This is a genomic window from Saccharothrix lopnurensis (assembly GCF_042658445.1).
GTDB classification, from domain to species: Bacteria; Actinomycetota; Actinomycetes; order Mycobacteriales; family Pseudonocardiaceae; genus Actinosynnema; species Actinosynnema lopnurensis.
In genome coordinates this window covers 79,138-100,718 of sequence record NZ_JBHSQO010000009.1, presented here as the reverse complement: position 1 = coordinate 100,718, position 21,581 = coordinate 79,138, and the positions used below count along the sequence as shown (strand labels likewise).

The 21,581-nt window shown below is 73.3% G+C and carries 12 protein-coding genes; 5 read left to right on the top strand and 7 right to left on the bottom strand.

Translation table 11 applies throughout. From position 1 onward, the window contains the following. Nucleotides 1-164: 164 nt before the first annotated feature. The 4 genes from ACFP3R_RS11605 to ACFP3R_RS11590 all read right to left on the bottom strand — a co-directional run bounded on the left by ACFP3R_RS11605 (nt 165) and on the right by ACFP3R_RS11590 (nt 6,230). Nucleotides 165-1,430 (bottom strand): glycosyltransferase 87 family protein, encoded by a 1,266-nt coding sequence (locus ACFP3R_RS11605; RefSeq protein WP_380635379.1) that lies wholly within the window; start codon nt 1,428-1,430, stop codon nt 165-167. After that, nucleotides 1,420-2,667 (bottom strand): mannosyltransferase, encoded by a 1,248-nt coding sequence (locus ACFP3R_RS11600; protein WP_380635377.1) that lies wholly within the window; start codon nt 2,665-2,667, stop codon nt 1,420-1,422. Before ACFP3R_RS11600 ends, ACFP3R_RS11605 begins: the two co-directional genes overlap by 11 nt. Then, complete coding sequence (gene mptB / locus ACFP3R_RS11595) at nt 2,660-4,393, bottom strand: polyprenol phosphomannose-dependent alpha 1,6 mannosyltransferase MptB (protein WP_380635375.1); 1,734 nt, start codon at nt 4,391-4,393, stop codon at nt 2,660-2,662. Before mptB ends, ACFP3R_RS11600 begins: the two co-directional genes overlap by 8 nt. A 664-nt stretch (nt 4,394-5,057) precedes the next feature. After that, entirely contained in the window at nt 5,058-6,230 is a 1,173-nt protein-coding gene (locus ACFP3R_RS11590; protein WP_380635373.1) for a S8 family peptidase, read from the bottom strand. Between the two features lie 235 nt (nt 6,231-6,465). Between ACFP3R_RS11590 and ACFP3R_RS11585 the strand changes: the two genes are divergently transcribed. Next, nucleotides 6,466-8,310, top strand: coding sequence for a DNA/RNA non-specific endonuclease (locus tag ACFP3R_RS11585; RefSeq protein ID WP_380635372.1), 1,845 nt, complete (start codon nt 6,466-6,468; stop codon nt 8,308-8,310). Nucleotides 8,311-8,316: 6 nt separating this feature from the next. Here ACFP3R_RS11585 and ACFP3R_RS11580 read toward each other — a convergent pair whose 3' ends face one another. The 3 genes from ACFP3R_RS11580 to ACFP3R_RS11570 form a co-directional block, all read right to left on the bottom strand. Next, the gene (locus ACFP3R_RS11580; protein ID WP_380635370.1) at nt 8,317-8,850 is read right to left on the bottom strand and encodes a hypothetical protein; all 534 of its coding nucleotides are present in this window, start codon (nt 8,848-8,850) and stop codon (nt 8,317-8,319) included. A gap of 205 nt (nt 8,851-9,055) precedes the next feature. Further along, nucleotides 9,056-10,624 (bottom strand): ABC transporter substrate-binding protein, encoded by a 1,569-nt coding sequence (locus ACFP3R_RS11575; RefSeq protein ID WP_380635368.1) that lies wholly within the window; start codon nt 10,622-10,624, stop codon nt 9,056-9,058. A 19-nt stretch (nt 10,625-10,643) separates the two neighbouring features. Further along, a complete protein-coding gene (locus ACFP3R_RS11570) occupies nt 10,644-13,079 on the bottom strand; it encodes a hypothetical protein (protein ID WP_380635367.1) in 2,436 nt (811 codons plus the stop codon). Between the two features lie 527 nt (nt 13,080-13,606). Here ACFP3R_RS11570 and ACFP3R_RS11565 point away from each other — a divergent pair. From ACFP3R_RS11565 to fxsT, 4 genes are all read left to right on the top strand, one after another. Beyond that, nucleotides 13,607-13,753, top strand: a complete 147-nt coding sequence (locus ACFP3R_RS11565) for a DUF1059 domain-containing protein (protein ID WP_380635365.1) — start codon at nt 13,607-13,609, stop codon at nt 13,751-13,753. 149 nt (nt 13,754-13,902) lie between these two features. After that, nucleotides 13,903-15,837: a DHA2 family efflux MFS transporter permease subunit gene (locus ACFP3R_RS11560; protein ID WP_380635553.1), complete on the top strand. Its 1,935-nt coding sequence runs from the start codon at nt 13,903-13,905 to the stop codon at nt 15,835-15,837. 128 nt (nt 15,838-15,965) lie between these two features. Beyond that, nucleotides 15,966-17,495: a VMAP-C domain-containing protein gene (locus tag ACFP3R_RS11555; RefSeq protein ID WP_380635364.1), complete on the top strand. Its 1,530-nt coding sequence runs from the start codon at nt 15,966-15,968 to the stop codon at nt 17,493-17,495. A 206-nt stretch (nt 17,496-17,701) separates the two neighbouring features. Beyond that, the gene (fxsT, locus tag ACFP3R_RS11550) at nt 17,702-21,577 is read left to right on the top strand and encodes an FxSxx-COOH system tetratricopeptide repeat protein (RefSeq protein ID WP_380635362.1); all 3,876 of its coding nucleotides are present in this window, start codon (nt 17,702-17,704) and stop codon (nt 21,575-21,577) included. Nucleotides 21,578-21,581 lie beyond the last annotated feature (4 nt).

Sequence of the window (21,581 nt, the reverse complement as noted above, 5' to 3'; positions counted from 1 at the left end):
CGATGCCGAACAGGGGTCCCCCGCGAGAGGGGACCCCCGTTCTTGATCCTGCCGGCGGGGTACGACATTTCCGGGCCCGCGGCCTTCGCGACCTGAGCGGCCTTCGCGACCTGAGCGGCCTTCGCGATCGGAGCGACCCGCGCCACCTGAGCGACCCGCGTGACCTAAGCGGCCTTCGCGCCGTCCAGCCCGTCGACCTCAGCCGAGGCCGGTCCGCGGTCACCGCCGAGGCGGTCCTTGAGCACGAAGGCGACCGCCGCCAGCGTGAGCAGGGCGAACGCCGGGTAGGCCCAGCCGACCAGCGACAGCCACCCCGGCCGGCTGATCGTCCAGATCGTCGGCTGCCGGTCGAGCTGGAAGGCGATCAGGTCCCAGAACATGATCGGGCACCACAGCGCCAGCAGCGTCCACCGCACCCACGGCACCACCCGCGAGTGCGCCAGCCAGATCAGCAGCGCGCCCACCCACACCCAGTGGTGGTCCCACGAGATCGGCGACAGCAGCAACCCCAGGAACTGCACCACCAGCACCCCGAGCAGCGCGTCGCGCGCCCGCACCGCCACCCGCAGGGCGAGCCCGGCCACCACCACCGACACCACCGCGGCCACGATCCACGGCCACGACGTGCCGACGTCGTAGCCGAGTGTCCGGGACAGCGCGCCCCGCAGCGACTGGTTGTGCGCGGTGGCGACCGGGCCCACCCGGTCGGCCGCCCCCAGCAGCTCGAACCAGTAGCGCCTGGCCTGCTCCGCGTCCACCAGGAAGCTCAGGGCGACGCTCACCGCGAACGCCACCACCGACCACGCCGCGGCGGCGAACCGGCGCGTGGCCAGGAAGTACAGCCCGGAGATGGCGGGCACCAGCTTCACACCCGCGGTCAGCCCGATCCCCGCGCCCGCGACCCGGGGGTCCCGGGCCACCATGGCGGCCAGCACCACACCCGCCAGCACCAGGTTGATCTGCCCGAACTCGAAGGTGTGGTAGACGGGTTGCAGCCACAGCAGCACCGCGGTCCACAGGATCGCCCGCCGCCGCCACACCCTCGGCTCCGCGGTCCACCCGGGGCCCGCCACGAGGCGCAGCGACACCCGCACCAGCCAGTACAGGCACAGCCCGGACAGCAGCCGGAAGGTCCACTGCGCCGCCACCCACGGCAGCCACGTCATGGGCAGGAACACCAGCGCGCCGAACGGCGGGTAGGTGAACGGCAGCGGGAAGTCGGGCGGCGAGTGCGGCGAGGTGACCTGGTAGAGGTCGCCCTCCAGCACGTGCGGCGCGAGCGCCCAGTACACGTACAGGTCGATCGTCTCGTTGCCGAACCCGGTGACGATGGTCCAGGTGCGGACGAGCGCGGAGGCGATCAGCAGCCACGGCGCGACGGCCAGCAGCCGCCGCTCCCAGGTCACCGGGGCGGACGGGTCAGAGGGCACTGCGCTCGGCCTTCGAGGTCGGGGTGGGGGTCGCGCCGGCCTGCCCGCCCCCGCGGAGCAGCCTCGGCACCACCGCGAGGGTGAGCAGCCCGAGCGCCGGGTAGGCCCACCCGAGCGCGGCGAGCGGCCACGGCCGGGGGATCTCCCAGATGGACGGCTGCTGGTCGATCAGGAACGTGATGAGGTCCGCGCCGGTCACGACCACCCAGGCCGCGGCGAGGGCGACGGCCCGCCACCCCCGACCCGGCACGCCGTGGACCAGCCACAGCACCAGCGGGATGACCCAGAGCCAGTGGTGGCTCCAGGAGATCGGCGAGAGCAGCAGCCCGAACAGCTGCACGGCCACCACGGTGATCAGGGTGTCGCCGGCCCGGACCGCGGCGCGCAGGGCGAACCCGGTCAGCACCGCGGACACCGCCACCGCGAGCAGCCACGGCCACGACGTGCCGACGTCGTGGCCGAGGGTGCGCGAGAGCGCGCCGCGCAGCGACTGGTTGATCGCGGAGCCCACCGGGCCCACCCGGTCGGCCGCGCCGAGCAGTTCGAACCAGTAGCGCCACGAGTCGCCCGCCGAGGCGGCGAAGCCCAGCGCCACGGTGACCGCGAACCCCGCCACCGACCAGGCCGCGGCCGCGAACCTGCGGGTGACCAGGAAGTACAGCCCCGAGATCGCGGGGGTCAGCTTCAGTCCGGCGGCGACGCCGACGCCCAGGCCGGCGACCGCCTGGCGGGTCGCCACCAGGGCCGCGAAGGTGCCCGCGACCAGCACGAGGTTGATCTGCCCGAAGTCGAGGGTCTTGCGCACCGGCTCGCACCACAGGGCCAGTCCGGTCCACAGCAGCGCCCGGCGCGACCAGGTGGCGTCGTAGGGCTGCCCGGCGCGGGAGGCCAGCAGCCCGAGCGACGTGCGCACCAGCCACCACAGGCAGATCAGCGACAGCACCTGCCACAGGATCCGCGCGGCCAGCCACGGCAGCGCCGACACCGGCAGGAACGCCAGCGCCGCGAACGGCGGGTAGGTGAACGGCAGCGGGAAGTCCGCGGTGAACGGCATGGTGACCGAGTAGAGCTGGTCGCTGAGCAGGTTCGGCGCGAGGCTCCAGTAGACCTTGAGGTCGATCATGCCCCAGTCCGCCGGGTTGCCCAGCCGCCACGCGTACCAGCCCAGCGACAGGACGAGCACCAGCGGCGCGAACCCGAGCACCCGCTCCTCGGCCGCGCGCACCCGGTCAGCCACCGGTGCCCCCGCGCCGCCGGGCTTCGGCCACCTCGTCGAAGTCGACGTCCCGGAAATCCGCGTCCCGGAAATCCCCGTCCCGGAAGTCGATCTTCTTCAGGTCGGCCAGGTCCTTCAGGTCCACCCCGGTGAGGTCCACGCCCGTCAGGTCCACGCCGGGCAGGCCGACCCCGGGCGACGCCGCCCCGGCGGCCGCGCCGCGCGCCGGTTCGGGCTCGCGCTGGAGCAGCGCCCGGCCCACCCACACGCCGACCAGCACGGTCAGGGCCAGGTAGGGCCACCACACCCACGGGTTCATCGAGCCGTAGGTCCACCGGGCCACGATCGTGCCGTCGGGCAGGGTGACCAGCACCATCCACACCGAGACGCCCGCCGCGACGGCCAGCCACCTGTCCTGCCAGGCGAACACCGCGGCCAGCGCGAGCGCCCAGGTGAAGTACCAGGGCAGCACCGACGGGGCGAGCACGGAGGCGGCGAGCAGGGCGATCGCGGCGCGCCGGACCGCTTCCGCACCGCCCTCCCTGGCCAGCCACCACTGGCGGACGAGCACGGCGACCAGCAGGTACATGCCGGCCGACCGGAAGAAGCCCAGGAAGCCCTCGTAGGTGAACAAGCCGACGTGGCGGCCGACCGCGTGGTAGCCGAGCTCCGCCACCGCGCAGGGCAGCGACATCCAGGTCAGCAGCGGGGTCTGGGAGCGCAGCACGTCGATCCACCCCAGGTCGACGCCCGCCACCACGGTGGACAGGGCGAAGACGACCGCGAAGGCGGCGCCGCCGGCGGCCGCCCCCTTGAGGAAGCGGTGCCGCGCCGGGCCCGACATCCGCGCCACCCACACCCACACCAGGAACGGGGCGACCAGCAGCGCCGTGGCCTTCACCGCGGCGGCCAGGGCGATCACCGCGAACCCGAGCAGGTGCCTGCGGTCGAGCACCAGCAGCACCCCGGCGGCCATCAGGCCGACCATCAGGATGTCGTTGTGCGCGCCGCCGATGCCCACGGCCACCACCAGCGGGTTGGCCACGGTCAGCCACAGGGCGACCGGGGCGCGCCCGCCGAGGTGGCGGGTCAGGCCCGGGATGGCCCAGGCGAGCAGCACCAGCCCGGCGAGCACGGCCAGGCGCATGAGGATCGCGCCGAGGATGACGTTGTCGCCGACCACGGCGACCGTGGTCTTGGCCAGCAGGAGGAACAGCGGGCCGTAGGGCGACGGCGTGTCCTGCCACAGCCCGGCCACGTTCCCGCTCAGCGGCAGGTCCAGCGCCGACGCGCCGGTCGCGTAGGGGTCGAACCCGCGCAGCGCGACCGCGCCCTGCGCCAGGTAGCTGTAGACGTCCCGGCTGTAGAGGGGCGGGGCGATCACCAGCGGCGCGGTCCAGGCCGCGGCGGTCAGCGCCACCGCCCGGCCGCCGATCCGCCCGGTGCGCACCAGGCGGCCGAGCCGGACCCACGACACCACCATCAGCGCCAGTCCCACGAACAGGACGGCGAAGGCGAGGTCGTGCCCGTGGCCGTAGCGCATCGCGTTGAGGAACGTGCCGCTCAGCAGCGGGTCCCGGCGGACGACCGCGCCCGCGCCCAGCCCGCCGAAGGTGATCAGCACAGCGCCGAGCACGCCCGGTCGCAGCACCCGCGGGGGCACCTGCCGGACCAGCGTCAGCCACGCGCTCTGCCGGGGAGGGAGCAGTTCCGTCCGCTCGGCACTTCCGCTCAGATCAGCGGTCACAACCGGATCCACCTCGTCGATCCCGGGATCGGTCCGCTTACACGCCGACGGGGCCGGATGTGCGCGGCACCGTCGCTGAGATCAGGGACGTGTGGGGCCATAACCAGGAATCTTGGCACGACAACCCACCGTAGATGACACGGACCGGCCTTTTGACCTCGTCGTTACACAGTGGTGTGACGATCCCCACTGGGGCGCAACCTCGGCGGAACAGGCGCCGGCGGTGGCGACGGGCTCCTTGCGCGGGAGTTCCGCCGACCCGCCGGCAGCGGGTCCGATCTGGCGCGACCGGGACCGGAAGCGCAGGTCCGGGCACATCTCCTGCCTGCCGGGCGCGGCCGCGTCGAGGTCACCCGAGTGCATTACCCCGGCGCGATCGGGTTCAAACCGGATCCGGCCGGCGCCTTCGGGTGGAACGCTGTTCGACGAATCAGGTGTCGCCGCGGCAGTGCTCGACATCATGCCTGTGACGAACCGAGCCCTCCTCGCGACCGCGGTGTCACACGGTTGTCGGCGAGGCGCATTCAGCGGGAATCACCCGATCCGCGCAGAAGCGCGTGATTCACCTGGTTGTGTAATAGTTTTCGTGTTGCGGGTGTGGTGTGCCCAGGTCCGCGCGGCCGCGGCGCCCGCCCGCCCGATCGAGCGCCGCGGCCCCACGCCGTCACACCGGGATCATGCCCGTGAACAGCAGCAGGTTGGGCGAACCCGCGCCGGGGTTGACGACCACGCCCGGCGTGGCGTTGGCGCTCAGCGCGGCACCCACCTGCACCGCCGAGTCGCCCGGGAAGCGGTGCCGCCACAGCGCCGCCGCGCCCGCCGCGTGCGCGGACGCCGCCGAGCCGCTGATGGTCGAGTACGCCGTGTCCGACGTGCCCCACGCCGAGGTGATGTTCACGCCCGGCGCCCACACGTCGATGCAGCTGCCGTAGTTGGAGAAGCTCGCCCGGTTGTCGTTGGCGTCGGTCGCGCCCACGGTCGTGGCGAGCGGGGTGCTGCCGGGGGAGTACGCGCACGCGTCGGCGTTGGAGCCGCCGGACACGACCGAGTAGTGCACGTTCGCGTTGATCGAGGCGGTGATGGCGTCGTTGAACGCCTGGTGCCGCGCCCCGCCGGGCGTCATGAGCGCGACCGCCCGCCGCCCGCCGGCCGCCGCGTCCCTGGTCACCCAGTCGATGCCCTGGATGATCTGCGAGTACGAGCCGGAGCCCTGGCAGTTGAGCACCCGCACGGACACCAGGGTCACGTCCTTGGCCACGCCGGTGGTGCGGCCGCCGATGATCCCCGCCATGTGCGTGCCGTGCCCGTTGCAGTCGTTGCCCGGCGGGGTGACGCCGCCGATCGTGTCCAGGCCCGGCACGGCCGCGCCGTCGAACTCCTGGTGCGTGTAGCGGATGCCGGTGCCGAAGACGTAGGCCCGGACGTCCGACGCGGTGTTGGCGTAGTGGTACCGGGTGTCCAGCGGCAGGGCGCGCTGGTCGATCCGGTCCAGCCCCCACGACGGCGGGGCGGGCTGCACCCCGAGCGCCTGCGCCGAGAGGTCCACCTCCAGGTCCTGCGCCACGTAGTCGACGCGCGGGTCGGCGGCCAGGCGGCGGGCGGTCGCGGCGTCGGCGCGCAGGGCGAAGCCCGCCAGGGCCGTGGTGTAGGTGCGGGTGACGCCCCGGACGGCGGTGCGCGTCGCCGCCAGGTCCTCGTGCCGCTTGAGCACCACGATGTAGCTGTCGGCGACCGCGTCCGGGTGCCCGCTGTAGAGCACCGGCGCGGCCGCGTGCGCGGGCGGTGCGACGAGCCCGGCTAACAGCGCGCTCGCCACCACGACGTGTCTGGTCCTCATGGCTCCTCCTAGAGCAGGGCCGGCCGGTGGCCGATTTTCAGGGGAACTCGCCCCTGCACAACAGCACGCCGGGCGGAACGCGCGGCAGGGCCGAACAGTGGTTGGTCACACCTCCGTCGTGTTCGGGTCCCCCTGTTGGGCCGAACGGTTGACCACACCGAGTTCGGGCTAACGCTCGTTCGGGGGACTTCGACAGCAAGGCCACCGACGCGCGCACACCAGGGGGACGCCGCTCATGGCCAGGAAGAAGAACGGGACGCCCCGGTCGCTCCGGCAGTTCGTCCGCGCGAAAGGCGCCGGTTACCTGCGCGACCCGAACGTGACGTCCATCGGCATCGGCCACAAGGTGACCGGCGGCCGGGTGACCGGCGAGGTCGCGGTCCAGTTCACCGTGCGGCGGAAGGCCGCGCCGGAGGAGCTGGCCGCGCTGGGCACCGCGCCGCTGCCCGAGGCGGTCGAGGTGGACGGCGTGGCCGTGCCCACCGACGTGCTCCAGCGCGACTACCGCGTGGAGTTCCGGGTGCTGGAGGAGGCGGAGGTCGACCCGCGCAAGACGCGCGTCGACCCCGTGGTGCCCGGCGTGAGCGTGGGGCACGTGCGGGTGTCCGCGGGCACCGTCGGCTGCGTCGTGCACGACCGCGAGGACGGCACCCCTTACGTGCTGAGCAACTGGCACGTCCTGCACGGCCCGCAGGGCGCGCTGGGCGACGACGTGGTGCAGCCGGGCGCGCACGACGACAACCGCACCGGGCGCAACCGCCTCGGCCGGCTCGTCCGGTCGCACCTGGGCGCGGCGGGCGACTGCGCCATCGCCACCGTCGAGGACCGCGGGTTCGCCGCCCACGTCCACGGGTTGGGCGTCACCGTGGACCGGCTCGGCGAGCCGGACCTGGGCGACAAGGTCGTCAAGAGCGGCCGCACGACCGGTGTGACGCACGGCGTCGTCCGGCGCGTGGACGTGCTCGCCGAGATCGACTACGGGCCCGGCGTCGGCCCGCGCGGGATCGGGTGCTTCGAGATCGGCCCCGACCGCGCCAAGCCCGCCCCCGACGGCGAGATCAGCCGGGGCGGCGACTCGGGCGCGGCCTGGGTGTTCAAGTCCGCCAACGGCAAGCCGGGCCGGACCCTGGCCGGCCTGCACTTCGCCGGCGAGGCGGCGGACAGCCCGGACGAGCACGCGCTGGCGTGCCTGCCCGGCTCGGTGTTCGAGAAGCTGGGCATCTCGCTCACGCCGCCCGGGACCGCGCGCCCGGAGCGCCCCGCGTCGCGGCCCGGCTTCGACCCGAATTTCCTCGGCCCGGATTTCCCGGGTACGGCGGTCGGCCTGCCGGTGCTGGGGGACCGGGCGCGGGCCGACGCGGTCGAGCTGGACGGCGTGCCGGTGATCGACTACACCCACTTCTCCCTCGCCCAGTCGACATCCCGGCGTTTCGCGTACTGGGTGGCCTGGAACATCGACGGCGGCGACCTCCGGGACATCAGCCGCACCGGCATCCCGTTCGTCCTCGACCCGCGCGTGCCCGCCGAGCACCAGGTCGGCGACGAGCTCTACCGGGACAACCGGCTCGACCGGGGCCACCTGGCGCGGCGCGCGGACCTGCTGTGGGGGCCGGACGCGGCGCGGGCCAACGTCGACTCGTTCTTCTTCACCAACATCACCCCGCAGGTGGACGACTTCAACCAGAGCTCGCGGCGGGGCCTGTGGGGGAGGCTGGAGGACGCGGTGCTCGCCGACGCCAAGGCGGACCGCCTGCGCGTCAGCGTCTACGGCGGCCCGGTGTTCCGGGCGGACGACCGGGTCTTCCGCGGCGTGGCCCTGCCGCGCGAGTACTGGAAGGTGGTCGTGTTCGCCTCGGGCGGCGCGCTCACCGCGCGGGCGTTCCTGCTCACCCAGAACCTGGACCAGCTGGAATCGCTGGAGCTGGACGAGTTCCGGGTGTTCCAGGTCGGGGTGGCCGAGGTGGAGCAGCGGTGCGGGTTCACCTTCCCGGACGCGGTGCGGGCCGCGGACGCGCTCGTCGTGCCGTCGTCGGCCGACGAGCGCGCGCCGCTGGAGGACCTGGGTGACATCCGCTGGTGACGGCGGTCAGGCGCCGTGCACGGTGAGGGTGGTCGGCCCGGACACGGAGGCCACCCCGCCGACCAGGCACTGGAGGACGTTCGGGGTCACCAGGGTGATCACCTGCTCCGCGCCCGCCGGCGCGAACCCGCCCGCGGTGATCACCCCGGTGTTGGTCACCACGACCTGACCGGCCACGGCGCTGGAGGTGACGTTGTACTGGAACGTGCTGGGCGCCTCCGTCCCGCCCCAGGTGAACGTGCGCAGCGCCGACCCGGAGTCGAACAGCACCAGGCAGGACGCGGTGAGCGGGAACGTCTCGGCGTAGGTGGCGGTGATCGCGCCCGGGTTCGTGCAGGTGGTGTAGACGCCGCTGACGGTGACGGTCGTCGGCCGCGCGGTGAGGGTCAGCGGCGGGTCGAAGGTGGTCACCTCGGTGCCCACGCACACCTGGTCCAACCCGGCCGCGTGCGCGGGCGCGGCGACCGCCGCGGTGGCCACCGCGGCGGCCAGGACCGACAGGAGCGCCGCGGCGCGGCGGAGCGGTCTCGACGACATCATGGTTTTCGTCTCCCTCGACGACCGGTGGTGGGGCGGCACCCGGTGAGTTCGCCGCGCCCGACCCGCCGTTAGCCGACCGGGCCGCGCACCACCCGGTCGGCGGTGCGGTGTCCCGCAGGACCGCCGGCTCCCGGCCGGGGGTCGGGCCGCGAGCCCCGCCGCCGCGGCTCGCGGAGGCCCACCGGGGCGCTCCCCGGCCGTCCCGTCAGCGGACGTCCACCAGCTCGTGCCCCTCCGCCGTGCGGCTCATCAGGAACACCGTCTTCCGCACGGCGTTGCCCTGCGTGTCGTAGGACAACCGCCCGCTGGCGCCCTGGACGGCGGTGAAGTCCCTGATCGAGTCGATCACCGCCCACACGTCCCGGGCGGTGACGGCCTCCTCGCGGTCCGGCTCCACGGCGTTCTGCACCAGCGTCGTCGCGGTGAACACGGCGTCGTAGGACAGGACCTCGCCGTCGTCCGCCGGCTGCGCCGCCGACGCCCCGTCCCGAGGTCCCAGGAAGCGCTCGACGCCGGCGTCGGTCATCGCGTCGGGGGCGATCGAGCCCTCGGGCTTCGCCCGGACCAGGTCCAGGGCTTCCCACAGGTCCGGCGGGGCGAGCTCGGTGTTGATGATCTCGATGCCCTTGTCGAGCGCCTCGGTGAAGTTCTTCCCGGCGACCTGGTCCTCCGTGGGGCTGTCGTCCCCGCTCAGCACGACCAGGTCCGGGGCGATGTCGCAGTAGACGTCGCTCAGCGCACCCACGAACGCGCTCAGGTGCAGACCGCGCCCGGCGAAGTAGATGACCTCGGCCTTCTCCGAGCAGATGTTGAGCCAGTGGTTCCGGAACGTGCCGCTGACCTCCCCGAGCCCGCTGTTGTAGAACAGCGGATCGGCCACCTGGCCGCCCAGGCGGCCGAACTCGACCTCGAAGGTCTCCTTGAGATCGCTCGGGTACGGGTCGCCCTCCTTCTCGTCCGTGATGATGACGGCCTTCGGCTTCTCCGGGCCGGTCGAGGCGCCCGGTAGCGGGGCCGCGGTGCTCCCGGTCCCGGGGACGCCCCTGCGCGCGAGCTTCCCGCGGGCTATCTCCGCGGCCTTCTCGGCCGCCACCACGGCCTGCTGCGAGTTGTTCGGCGCGGGGCGGAGCAGCCCCCGGATGCCCTGCAACGTGCTGGAGGTCAGGGTGGAGGCGACCATGGGGACCTTCTCCTCCGCCAGGGCCCGGATGGCGTCCGTCACCTTCGTCAGGCTCTGGCCGAACCCGGTGACCGCGACCAGGTTGTCCGGGGTGCCGCGCCTCCGGAGGAGCTCCTCGACCGCCTTCGGCCAGTGCTCGAACCCGTCACCGGCGTTGGCCAGCAGCAACTCGACCCGGGGGAGGTGGCCGCGGTCCTCGTTGTGGGCGGCCTGGGCCCGCAGCGCGCCTTCGAGCTGCTTGCGCAGCTGCGTCGGCGGTTCGATCGCGTGGTCGCCCGGCGTCAGGTTGAGCAGCACCGCGATGCCCACGTGGTGCTCGTCGTCCTGCCTCGCCCCGGCGTTCGCCTCCCGCAACCGCACCGCGACGTCGCGCAGCTCCTCGTGGCCGAAGTCGTACACCCGATCGGTGTCGGCGACCCCGACGCACTGGCCGTCGACCGGCGTCAGCCCCACCTGGTCGTCGCAGACCGGTTCGTGCGAGGGCCACGCCCACACGACGATCGCGGCGGCCACCACGACCGCCGCCGCGCACCAGGCGACCACCCGTCGCGCGGTCCGCTTCGGGCGGGCGTCGGGAATCTCCACTCGGGTCACGGCGCGTCCTCTTCCGTCTTCAGGGGTTGGGGCGGTGGGGCTGCCTGCGCGCCCGTTCCTCGTGCCACTCGGCGGCCTCCAGGAACGCCATGTGCCCGTCCTGGGCCTGGCCCGCGACCTGCCTCAGGTGCGAGGCGGTCTGCGCGTGGTGGTCCGCCCACCGGTCCACCAGGTGCGGGTCGTTGGTGGCGCGCCACGCCGCCACCAGCGCCCCGACCGGCGAGCGGGAGGCGGCGTCGTGGTCCTCGCCCGGTGGGCAGGGGCAGGTCGCGACGGTCTCGACCAGGCTCAGCCACCGCCGTCCCGAGCCGTTCACCAGGCGCTCCTCCAGCTCCGCCACCACCCGGTCGACGTCCCCGGAGGCGTACCCGTGGTATAGGGCGCCCGCCTCGTCCCGCCGGCGTGCCGCGGACCCGGCGAGCCGGGTGAACACGGCGCTCCACCCGTCCGGCGCGTCCGCCGGCCGCTCCGCCAACCGCCGCAGCAGCAGCAACCGGGCCAGCGGGTGCATCGTCCGCGTCCCGGCCGGCCCGTCGCACGGCCACACCGCCGGGGTGAACGCCCGGGTCCTCTCCCGGATGATCCCGTCGTTCATCAGCGCGGCGGCCTCCGTCTGGTTCCTGGCCGCCGCGCACGTCACCGCGTCGTCGGCCTTGTCGACCTTCTTCTGGAGCAGCCGGTCCAGGAGGTACTCCGACAGGGGGACGGACCTGCCGGGGGGCCGCGTCCCGAGCAGCCGGGCGGGCCGGACGTCCTCCGGCGCGACCGCGGCGGCCCGCACCAGCTCGACCGTCGCCTCCAGGTGGCTCGCGGTCACCGCGAGCACGTCGTGCGCGACGGGTTCCCTCAGCTCCTCGGGCACCCCCGCGCCGGCGGCCGCGCGCCGCACCTGCGACTCGGTCAGCCCGGACAGCGGCAGCGCGGTCCACGCCCCGCCGGAGGAGGGCTCCCCGCCGTCGGGCCGCCCCCCGTCCGGGCCGTCGTCGAGCACCGCCGCGCGGTCGGTCGACCGCAGCCGGTCCACCAGTTCGCGATCGCCCACCGCGACGAGGGTCATCCGGGCCGGCCGGGCCCTCGTCACCACCCTGCCCCACGTCCGCACCAGGGCGGTGGCCCCGACGGGGTCGTCCACCACGACCACCGGGTCCACCAGCTTCGGCTTGGCGTGCGCGTTCGCGTGCGCGTCGAGGTCGGTCAGGAACGACCGCAGCACGATGTCGTCGACCTCGGCGTGGGCCTCCGGGACGTCGCGGCGGGACAGGGCGTCGACCTCGCGCAGCTCGGCGGGCCGGACGGCCCGGTCGAACCTCGGCCGCAGACCGAGCCAGTTCCGCCCGGTGAGGCGGGAGGTCAGCACGGGGACCACGTGGGCCCACGCGGTGAGCTGCCTCTTCACGAGCAGCTCGTGCAGGGCCGCCGACATCGCCGTGGGCGAGGCCAGCTCCGCGATCAGCGCGTCGGGGCCCGCGCGACCGGGCAGGACCTTGAACAGCACGGCGCAGCACCCCAGGAACCCGGCGAAGTCCCACCGGCCCCCGCCGTCGACCAGCCTGACCGCCGCCTCCAGCAGCAGGTCCGGCACCGGGCGGGAGCGGTGGCCGGTCTCCTCGGTGAGCAGGGCGTTCGGCTGCCCCTTGGCCTCCAGCTCCCCGCACACCAGCCGGGCGAACCGCGTCCGACCCGACCCCGGCGGCCCGTGGAGCACGGGGGCGGTGGTGCGGTCCTGCCGGGTCGTCGCGTCCGGCGCGCCGTGCACGACGACGGCCCGGACGAGGGTGAACGCCGGGTCGTCCTCGTCCGGCGGGAGGTCGAGCGGCGCGGGTTCGACGGCCCCGCCGGGGGCGGCGCGGCGCGGCGCCGACGGCCTCGGGGCCCCGCTGCCGAACAGGCACAACCAGGCGCCGACGGTGCCGTCGCGCACCACGTCGGAGAAGGGCTCGAAACCCTGCTGGCTGGCGACCGGGTCCTCGTGGACGACGTTCCCGTAGAAGTCGTCGGACGCCACGAGTGCCAGCGCGAACCCCGATTCCCTGAGCTTGCGCTTCACGTACGGGGCGTCCCGGATCCGGGTCGCGTGCTCCACCGCCTTGGAGACGTGGGAGACGCCGAACGTGGTGACCTCCCCGTAGTGCAGCGCGACCCTGAGCCGCAGGGTGGCTTCCTCGTTGGCCACCGAGTTGTACCGCAGCAGCCGGTTCCTCAGCTCGTGGACGAACCTGTCGGCCAGCCGGATCTTCGGGACCGAGGCGTTCACCAGGATCTGCCAGCCGTCCCCGCGGTCGAGGAAGTCGCACCTGTCCGGGGCGATGTCCGCCGCGGCGAAGGACTCCCGGAGGAAGTCGTGCAGCCCCTCGACCATCCGCACCTTGTGCGGGGTCCGCCGGGTCTCCGCGCTGGAGTCGGCGATGTCCACCGAGACGATGGAGGAGTGCAGTGGCTCGGAGTGGCCCGACATGAACCGTCCCTCCCATGGTCTCCGTACCTCGACCCGGTGCCGTCCACCAGCGTGACAGCGGGTCTGCCGTGAGTTCTGCGTCATCTGACCCACACGACCCGGACGGGTCTCGACCCGGTGCCGTCGGAGGCTCCCCACGCGCGGGCGGGCCTCACCGGCCGCCACGTCGTTCCTCCTCCTGGGTGAGGAACGACGTTAGGACCGCGGTCCGGCGCGGCCCCCGCAAATCTGCGGCCTTCCACGATCGGGCCCGACCACCCCGCGCGAGTCGTACGTCCAGACCCACCGTGTCGTACGTTCCGGACCCCCGAGTTCAACGTTCAGGTACCCCTCGACGGGGCTTGGCCGGGCCGACGGTGTGCGCGAACGTAGAACTCGGGGGTCCTGGACGTACGACACGGTGGTCCTGGGCGTACGACTCGCGCGGTTTGGGGGGTTTGGGTGGGCTGGCACAGTGGGGAACCGTCGTCGTCCCCGGGCCGCCGTCAGTAGAGTCCGGGGTGACGTGATCTCCAGCGGAGGAAGCGATGAAGACGAACATCACCTGTCCGTGCGGTGAGCGCATCATCGGCCAGGACGAGGACGACCTCGTGGCGAAGACCCAGCAGCACCTCAAGGAGAACCACCCGGGGCACGACTACTCGCGCGACGAGATCCTGTTCATGGCCTACTGAGCCGGGAGGGCCTCACCCGGCCGGGTGAACGTGCGCGGGCGGCGGTCGGGTGAGCGCCCTATGGTCCACCCGGGAGGTCCGCCGTGGTCCACCAGGCCGAACGAACCGGGGTCCGCCGGGGCGCGCGCAACGCCGTCGTCGCGGTGATCATGCTCGGCATGCTGCTCGCCGCGCTGGACCAGACCATCGTGGCGACCGCGCTGCCGACCATCGTCGGCGACCTGGGCGGCGGTGGCCACCTGTCGTGGGTGGTCACCTCCTACCTGCTCGCCGAGACGATCATGACCGCGCTGATCGGCAAGTTCGGCGACCTGTTCGGGCGCAAACCGGCGTTCCTGGCGAGCGTCGCGCTGTTCCTGGTCGGCTCGTTCCTGTGCGGCTGGGCCGACTCGATGACGTGGCTGATCCTGGCGCGCGCGGTGCAGGGCCTGGGCGCGGGCGGGCTGATGGTGACCTCCGCGGCCGTCATCGCGGACGTGGTGCCGCTCGCCCAGCGCGGCAAGTACCAGGGGTTCATCGGCGCGGTGTTCGGCGTGGCCACGGTCGTCGGGCCGCTGCTCGGCGGTCTGTTCGTGGACCACCTGAGCTGGCGCTGGGCGTTCTACGTCAACCTGCCGCTCGGCCTGGTGGTGCTCGCGGTCGCCGCGGTCGCGCTGCCGACCGGTCGCACCACCGCCCGCCCGCGCGTCGACTACGCCGGCATCCTGCTGATCGCCCTGGCCGCCACCGGCCTCACGCTGGTCACCTCGTGGGGCGGGGTCGAGTACCCGTGGTCCTCCCCGACGATCCTGTGGATGGCCGTGGGCTCGGTGGCCGCGCTGGTGGCGTTCGTGCTCGTCGAACTGCGCGCCGAGGAGCCGATGCTGCCCATGCGGCTGTTCCGCGGCCGCGTGTTCACCGTGTGCACGATCCTCAGCTTCGTCGTCGGCTTCGCCATGCTGGGCGGCGTCACGTTCCTGCCGACCTACCTCCAGTACGTGCACGGCGCGTCGGCCACCCGGTCGGGCCTGGAGATGCTGCCGCTGGTCGTCGGCCTGCTGGCGGCGTCGGTCACCACCGGCACCATCATCGGCAAGACCGGCCGCTACCGGGTGTTCCCGCTGGTCGGCAGCCTGCTCATGGTCGCCGGGATGCTCCTGCTGTCCCGGCTGGGCGTCGGCACGACGTTCTGGGAGGCGTCGGTCTCCATGCTCGTGCTCGGCCTGGGCGTGGGCATGTGCATGCCGGTGACCATGGTGGTCGTGCAGAGCACCAGCAGCTACGAGGACCTGGGCGTGGCCACGTCCGGGGTCAGCTTCCTGCGCACCCTGGGCAGCTCGTTCGGCGTGGCGGTCTTCGGCACGATCTACGCGGGCACCCTGCCGGACCACCTGGCCACCGCGGTCCCGCCCGGCGTCGACCCGCGCGTCGCGACCGACGTCCAGGCCCTGCACGCCCTGCCGGCCGAGCAGAAGGCCCCGATCATCGCCGCCTACGCCGACACCCTGCACACGGTGTTCCTGTCCGCCGCGCCGGTGGCCGCGGTCGCGTTCGTGGTGGCCCTGTTCCTGCGGGAGGTGCCGCTGCGGGACACCGCGCGCGCCGCCGCGAACGAGGTCGGCGACAACTTCGGCGAACCCCGGACCTGGAACTCCGAGCGGGAGCTGGAGAAGCTCGTCGCCCTGGTCGTCGGCCGGGAGCGGCGCGACCCCACGCCCGACGTGCTCACCGCGTCGGACGTCCCGCTCACCCACGCGCAGGCGTGGCTGGTGGTCCGGGTGTTCCGGCAGAGCGTGGCCGGCGGCGCGGCCGACCTCGACCGCCTCGCCGAGGAGACCGGGGTGCCGGCGGGGGTGTTCGAACCGGTGGCGCGCCAGCTCCAGACCCGCGGCTACGTGGTCGAGGACGGCGGTCGGTACCGCTTCACCCCGCAGGGAACCGAGGTGTTCGCCCGGTTGGTGGATGCCTGGCGGCGCTGGCTGCTGGTCAGGCTGGACGACTGGAACTGCGACGCACCCGGGTTCACCGCGGCGGTGGACCGCGTGGCGACCGAGCTGACCACCACGGGCCGCGCCCTGTCCGCCCGGCACCCGGCGGCGGTGTGACCGCATTTTGCGGAAATGGCCCCTGTTCGGTGTGGAACAGTTGCTCCTGCGGTGAGCGGGGGGCGACGATCCCTTCTTCGTCGACGCTCGCCGCGATCCGGCTTCTGCGGTGGACGGGGGATGGTCGCATGGTCACGGATCTCGGTGCGGGCACCGCCCAGCTCCGCTTGCAGGGCGACCTGGTCTCCGCGCTGGAGCGGTGCGAGTGCCTGCGCACCGAACGCGGGCGGGCGATGCTGGTGGGTCTGCTCTCGGACCTCTTCGGCGAGTCGGTGCCCCTGGAGGGGCAGGAGGCCCACCTCCAGCTGCTCGGCCTCGTCCGCTGGTGCTGCCGCCGCGGTGGCGGCCTGGCCGCCCTGGTCGACTGCCTGTCCGTGCTGGAGCCCCACGCGCCGGAGATCGCCCTGATCCTCGACCTCGGCGACGAGTGGACGGCCTGCCGGGCGCTGCCCGCGCGGGACTGGGACCGGTTCGCGCAGGTGCTGCGGTCCGTGCGGCTGGCCGACGACCCGGCCGAGGAGCTGCGCCTGCTGCGCCGGCTGGCCACCGTCGCCAGCGCCGGCCGCTGCGACGACATGCCGGCGCGGTGCCGGTCGGTGTGGTCGGTGTTCCTCCACCTCGCCGACCACAACGCCGGCCCGGACGCGCTGCCGCCCGCCATGGTGTTCGTGGACTGCCTCGCGGGCCGGGTCGGGGACAGCGCGCTGGCCGACGAGCTGCGGCGGTACAACTGGCGGTGGGCGGAGCGGTTCGAGGTGACGGACCTGGTGGAGCGGGCGGACTGGCGCGCCGAGCCCGGCGCCCGGCAAGCCGACGTGGTGCACCTGGTGTTCGAGGTCGACCCCACCCCGGACGACCCGGAGAAGGTCGTGTTCTCGCACTGGCGGTACTGGGCCGGGTCCGACGGGAGCGGTCCCGGCGGGAACACCGCCCGCCGCGGTGACGCCCAGGTCCACCGGGCGGACCTGGAGGCCGAGGTCGACACCGTGATCGCGGAGCTGGAGGTCGAGCTGGGCACCACGGCCGCGGGCGCGCGGGTCAGCGCGATCGTGGTCGAGTTCACCCTGCCGTGGGAAATGATCAACACCCCGGTGGAGTTCTGGCGGAAGGCGTCGCTGTCCGACATCGCCGTCCCCCTGGCGATGGATCACCCGGTGGTGGTGCGCAGCCTGGACCGGATGCGCGCCCAGCGCTACTGGCTGGCGTGGAAGCAGCGCTGGAGCACGATGTCGGGCGACCAGGCCGCCCCGCCCAGGCTGTACTGGAGCGACGCCAACGGCGGCTGGGACCTCACCGGCATGGCGGTGGAGCTGAAGGACACCTCGATCGTGTCGCTCGTGCTCAGCGAACCCCCGGGCGACCGCCGGAGCCGGGCCTGGCAGGAGGCGGCGCTGGCGTTCCGCGCGGGTGTCCCGATCATCATCTGGGACCGCGAGGATTGCTCGAACCCGCGTTTTCGGGAAGCCGTGACCGGGATGTTCGAGGCGGGCGGGGTGCACGGACTGCCCCACCGGTTGGCCGAGTTGCGCACCGAGGCGTTGCGTTCGCGTAACGCGGTTGAGCCCCACGCGGGTCGCAGTCTTGCCGTATTGTGGGATGACGCAGAGCGTCTACCGGAACCGCTGACCTACGGGTGGGGTTCGCAGGGAGGGATCTGAGGCATGTCCCACCGACGCGCGGCGGATACCGGGAATTTATCGGTCGACTATTCACCGCGACCGCCCGCGCGGACGCCCCGTGAGCGCGGTGGGACGACAGCCCGTTCGGTACGGATTTGCGGGGTGTGCGGCTCGCCGCGGTCGATGATGACTGATTCAGGTGAATATTCGCGTCAATTGCCCCGTCGATCCGGGAGGCGGTGACCGTGGGCGCGCTCGATCAGGGCGCCGACGGCAGAGCGGCGACCGGTCCGGGCGCCTCCGGGTGGACCCCCGACCGGGTGCGGGAGGCGCTCGCGCCGCTCGTCGGCCGCGCGCACGGGCTGGTGGTGGCGGTCGACGACGGTCCCGCCATGGCGATCTGGGCCCCCACCGTCGACGAGGTCGTCGGGGCCCTGCGCGGGTCGGGCGTGTTCGGCTCCGTCACCACGTGCGCCTTCGGCCCCGACGAGACGGGGCGGGTGGCGCTGCGCGACCCCGACGCGGGCCACGTCCTGGAGCCCGCCGGCCGGCCGCTGGTGCTCGTGCTCACCGACGCCGTCGACCCCGGCTGGCGGTCCGGCCCGGCGTGGGCGGGACTGCGCGAGCTGGGCGCCGCGCACTCGGTGGCCGTGGCCAGCCCGCTGTCCTGGTCGATGGCCCGCCGGACCGGCCTCGACCTGCACCGGGTGCGGTTGAGGGCCCCCGAGCCGGGAGCGCCGAACACCGCCCAGGAGTGGGCACCCCAGGCGGACGTGCCCGGCCTGTACGACGCCCTCGGCGACGTGGTGCCCGTCTGCTTCACCGGGCTCGGCCCGCCGGGGCTGCGGAGGTGGGCCGAGCTCACCGCCGCGACGGGCTGGACGGACGCGGGCGCGGCCCTCGTGCCCGCCGGGGAGGACCCGGCCGGGGTCGAACCGGCCCGCCGCGGCGAGCCGCTCACCGCCGTGCGGCTGGTCGCGGCCTACCGGGCGTCCGCGTCGAGGTCCGCGGCCGCCCTGGCCGTGCACTTCGCCACGGCCCCGCTGGAGGTGGCGCTGCTGGCGCGCATCCAGGAGCACCTGCTCCCCGATGCCGGCCCGGCCGCCGTCGCCGAGTTCCTGGGCGGTCCCCTGGTGGTGCCGCCGGCCCGGGACGCCCGCGTCGACCCGGGACGCGCGAGGTTCGACTTCGCGGTCGAGGGGGTCCGCGAGGAGTTGCTGGCGCACGGCCGCCGCAGCGAGACCGAACGGGTGTTCCGACTCGTGCGCGAATACCTGTACGAGCACGAGCCGGAAATCGCCGCGACGCCCTTGCCCGCGGACGAGGAATTGGTGCGGACCGTGGGTCCCGTCATCGCGGCGCCCCGCCACGTGGTCGAGGTGGACCGGGCGGTGCACCGGGCCCTGTCGGGTATTTACCTGCGCTATTCCACTCCGACGGACCCGGCGTTCCCGGCTCGCGGTGATCGCGGTAAAAAAGACGGCACTGGAGTCTTGCATTCGGATGAGCGTGATCGAACACTTGTTCGAACGGGGGCTGATGGTGACCGGCGAAACGCAGGAGGAGTAGACGTGACCTCGACCGTCGACCGCGAAGAAAGGAGCAAGAGCCTCACCGCGCCCGTTTTTGGTGGCCTGCCACCCCGGAACCCGAATTTCACCGGGCGGACGGACCTCCTGGAGGAGCTCGGGCGGCGGCTGGTCCGCGGCTCGACCGCCGCGGTGCTCCCGGAGGCGCTGCACGGCATGGGCGGTGTCGGCAAGTCGCAGCTGGCGATCGAGTACGCCTACCGCAACCGCGCCAAGTTCGACGTCGTGTGGTGGATCCCGGCGGAGCGGTCGGTCAAGATCGTGGACTCGCTGGTGGAGCTGGGCCAGCGGCTGGAACTGAACGTCGGCTCCGAGGCCAACGTCGCCGTGCAGCAGGTGCTCGACGCCCTGCGCAGCGGCAACCACCCCAAGGTCCCCGCCAACTGGCTGCTCATCTTCGACAACGCCGACAGCCCCGGCGCCGTCCAGCGCTACCTGCCGACCGGCGGCACCGGCCGCATCCTGGTCACCTCGCGCAACTCCCAGTGGCTCAGCGTCGCCCGCCCCCTGGAGGTCGACGTCTTCCGGCGCGCCGAGAGCGTGCAGCTGCTGCGCCGCCGCGACCCCGACCTCACCGAGGTGGACGCCGGCCGGCTGGCCGAGGCGCTGGGCGACCTGCCGCTGGCCGTCGCGCAGGCGGCCGCGTGGCGCGTGGAGACGGGTATGCCCGCCGCCGAGTACCTGGAGCTCCTGGCGGAGAAGCAGCTGGAGCTGCTCGACGTCACCACGACGCTCGACTACCCCAAGTCGGTCGCGGCGATGTGGGACCTCTCCCTCAGCGAGCTCAAGCGCAAGAACCCCTCCGCGCTGCGGCTGCTCCAGATGTGCGCGTTCCTGGCCCCGGAACCGATCAACCGCACGATGTTCACCTACAACAGCCGCAACATCGTCGACGTGCCGCCGGAGCTGTCGCGCGTCCTGCGCGACCGCCTGCGGCTCAGCGAGGCGATCCGCGACATCCACCGGTTCGCCCTCGTGCGCGTCGACCACCGGACGAACTCGATCGAACTGCACCGCCTGGTCCAGGCGGTGCTCATCAGCCAGATGAACGAGGACGAGCGGGCCACCATGCGCCACGCCGCCCACCAGATGCTGGCCGCGAACGACCCGGAGTCGCCGACCGAGTCGGACAGCTGGCGCAAGTACGCCGACCTGAGCGCCCACCTGGCCGCGTCCGACGCCTACGAGTGCGAGTCCGAAGGGGTTCGGGCCCTGCTCTACAACCAGGTGCAGTTTCTCTACTACTGGGGCGAGCACAACCGGAGCCTGGAGCTGTCCGAGCGGATCTACCGGATCTGGGTCGAGCGCCTGGGCGAGGAGCACCAGGACACCCTGCGGATGGGCCGCTGGTACGGCTTCATGCTGTGGGTGCAGGGGCTCTACGCCGAAGCGGCGTCCCTCAACCAGGTCCTCGTGGAGCGGCACCGCGACGTCTTCGGCGAGGAGCACGAGGAGACCATCGCGGCGATCAGCGCCGTGGCCGCGGACAAGCGGGCCAAGGGCGACTTCCCCGGCGCGCTGGAGCTCTCCCGGGGCAACTACGAACTCTGCGTCCGCTACCTGGGCGACGATGACCCGATGACGCTGAACGAGGCGCACAACCTCGGGGTGAGCCTCCGACTCGCCGGCGACTACCGGTCGGCCTACGCGCTGGACGTCGACACCTGGGACCGCAAGGTCCAGATGTACGGCCAGGAGCACGAGATGGCGTTGCTCACCCAGATCAGCCTCACCCTCGACAAGCGCGAGCTGGGCGACTACCACGAGGCCCGCGTCGAGCACGAGGAGATCGTGCGCGCCTACCAGCGCCAGAGCGAGGAGCGGCCGCTCAACCCGATGGAGCTGCGCGCGGTGCGCCACCTCGCGGCGATGCGCCGGAAGGCGGGCGACCACGAGGGCGCGATGGCGGCGGCGGACACCGCCTTCGAGGGCCTGAAGCTGCGGTACGGCCTCGACCACGCGGACACGCTCGCGGCCGCGCTGGCCAAGTCCATCGAGATGCGCCACCTCGGTCGGCACGGGAAGGCCGCGCAACTGGCCCAGGAAACCCTGATCCGGTACGCGAAGACGCTGGGTCCCGAGCACCCGCACACCCTGGCCGCCGCGGTCAACGTGGCGATCCTGCGGCGGCTGGCGGGCGATCCGCAGGGCGCGCGGGAACTCGACGAGAACACCCTGGAGAGCTTCCGCGCCCGCTTGGGGCCCGACCACCCGTTCACCCTGATCACCACGATCAACCTGGCCAGCGACCTGCACGACACGGGTGACGCGCAGCGGGCGTTCGAGCTGGGCGGCGAGGTGCTGCGCCGGGCGGTCGAGGTGTTCGGCGCGGACCACCCGACCACGCTGACCTGCCAGGCGAACCTGGCCCAGGACCTCCGCTCGCTCGGGCGGGAGGAGGAGGCGGACGCCCTGCACCAGCGGACCCTGGACGCCCTGCGCGACCGGCTGGGCGACCGCCACCCGGTGATCGCCCACCTGGACGAGCGCCGGGCGCGGGCCAACTGCGACATCGACCCGATGCCGCTGTGAGCGC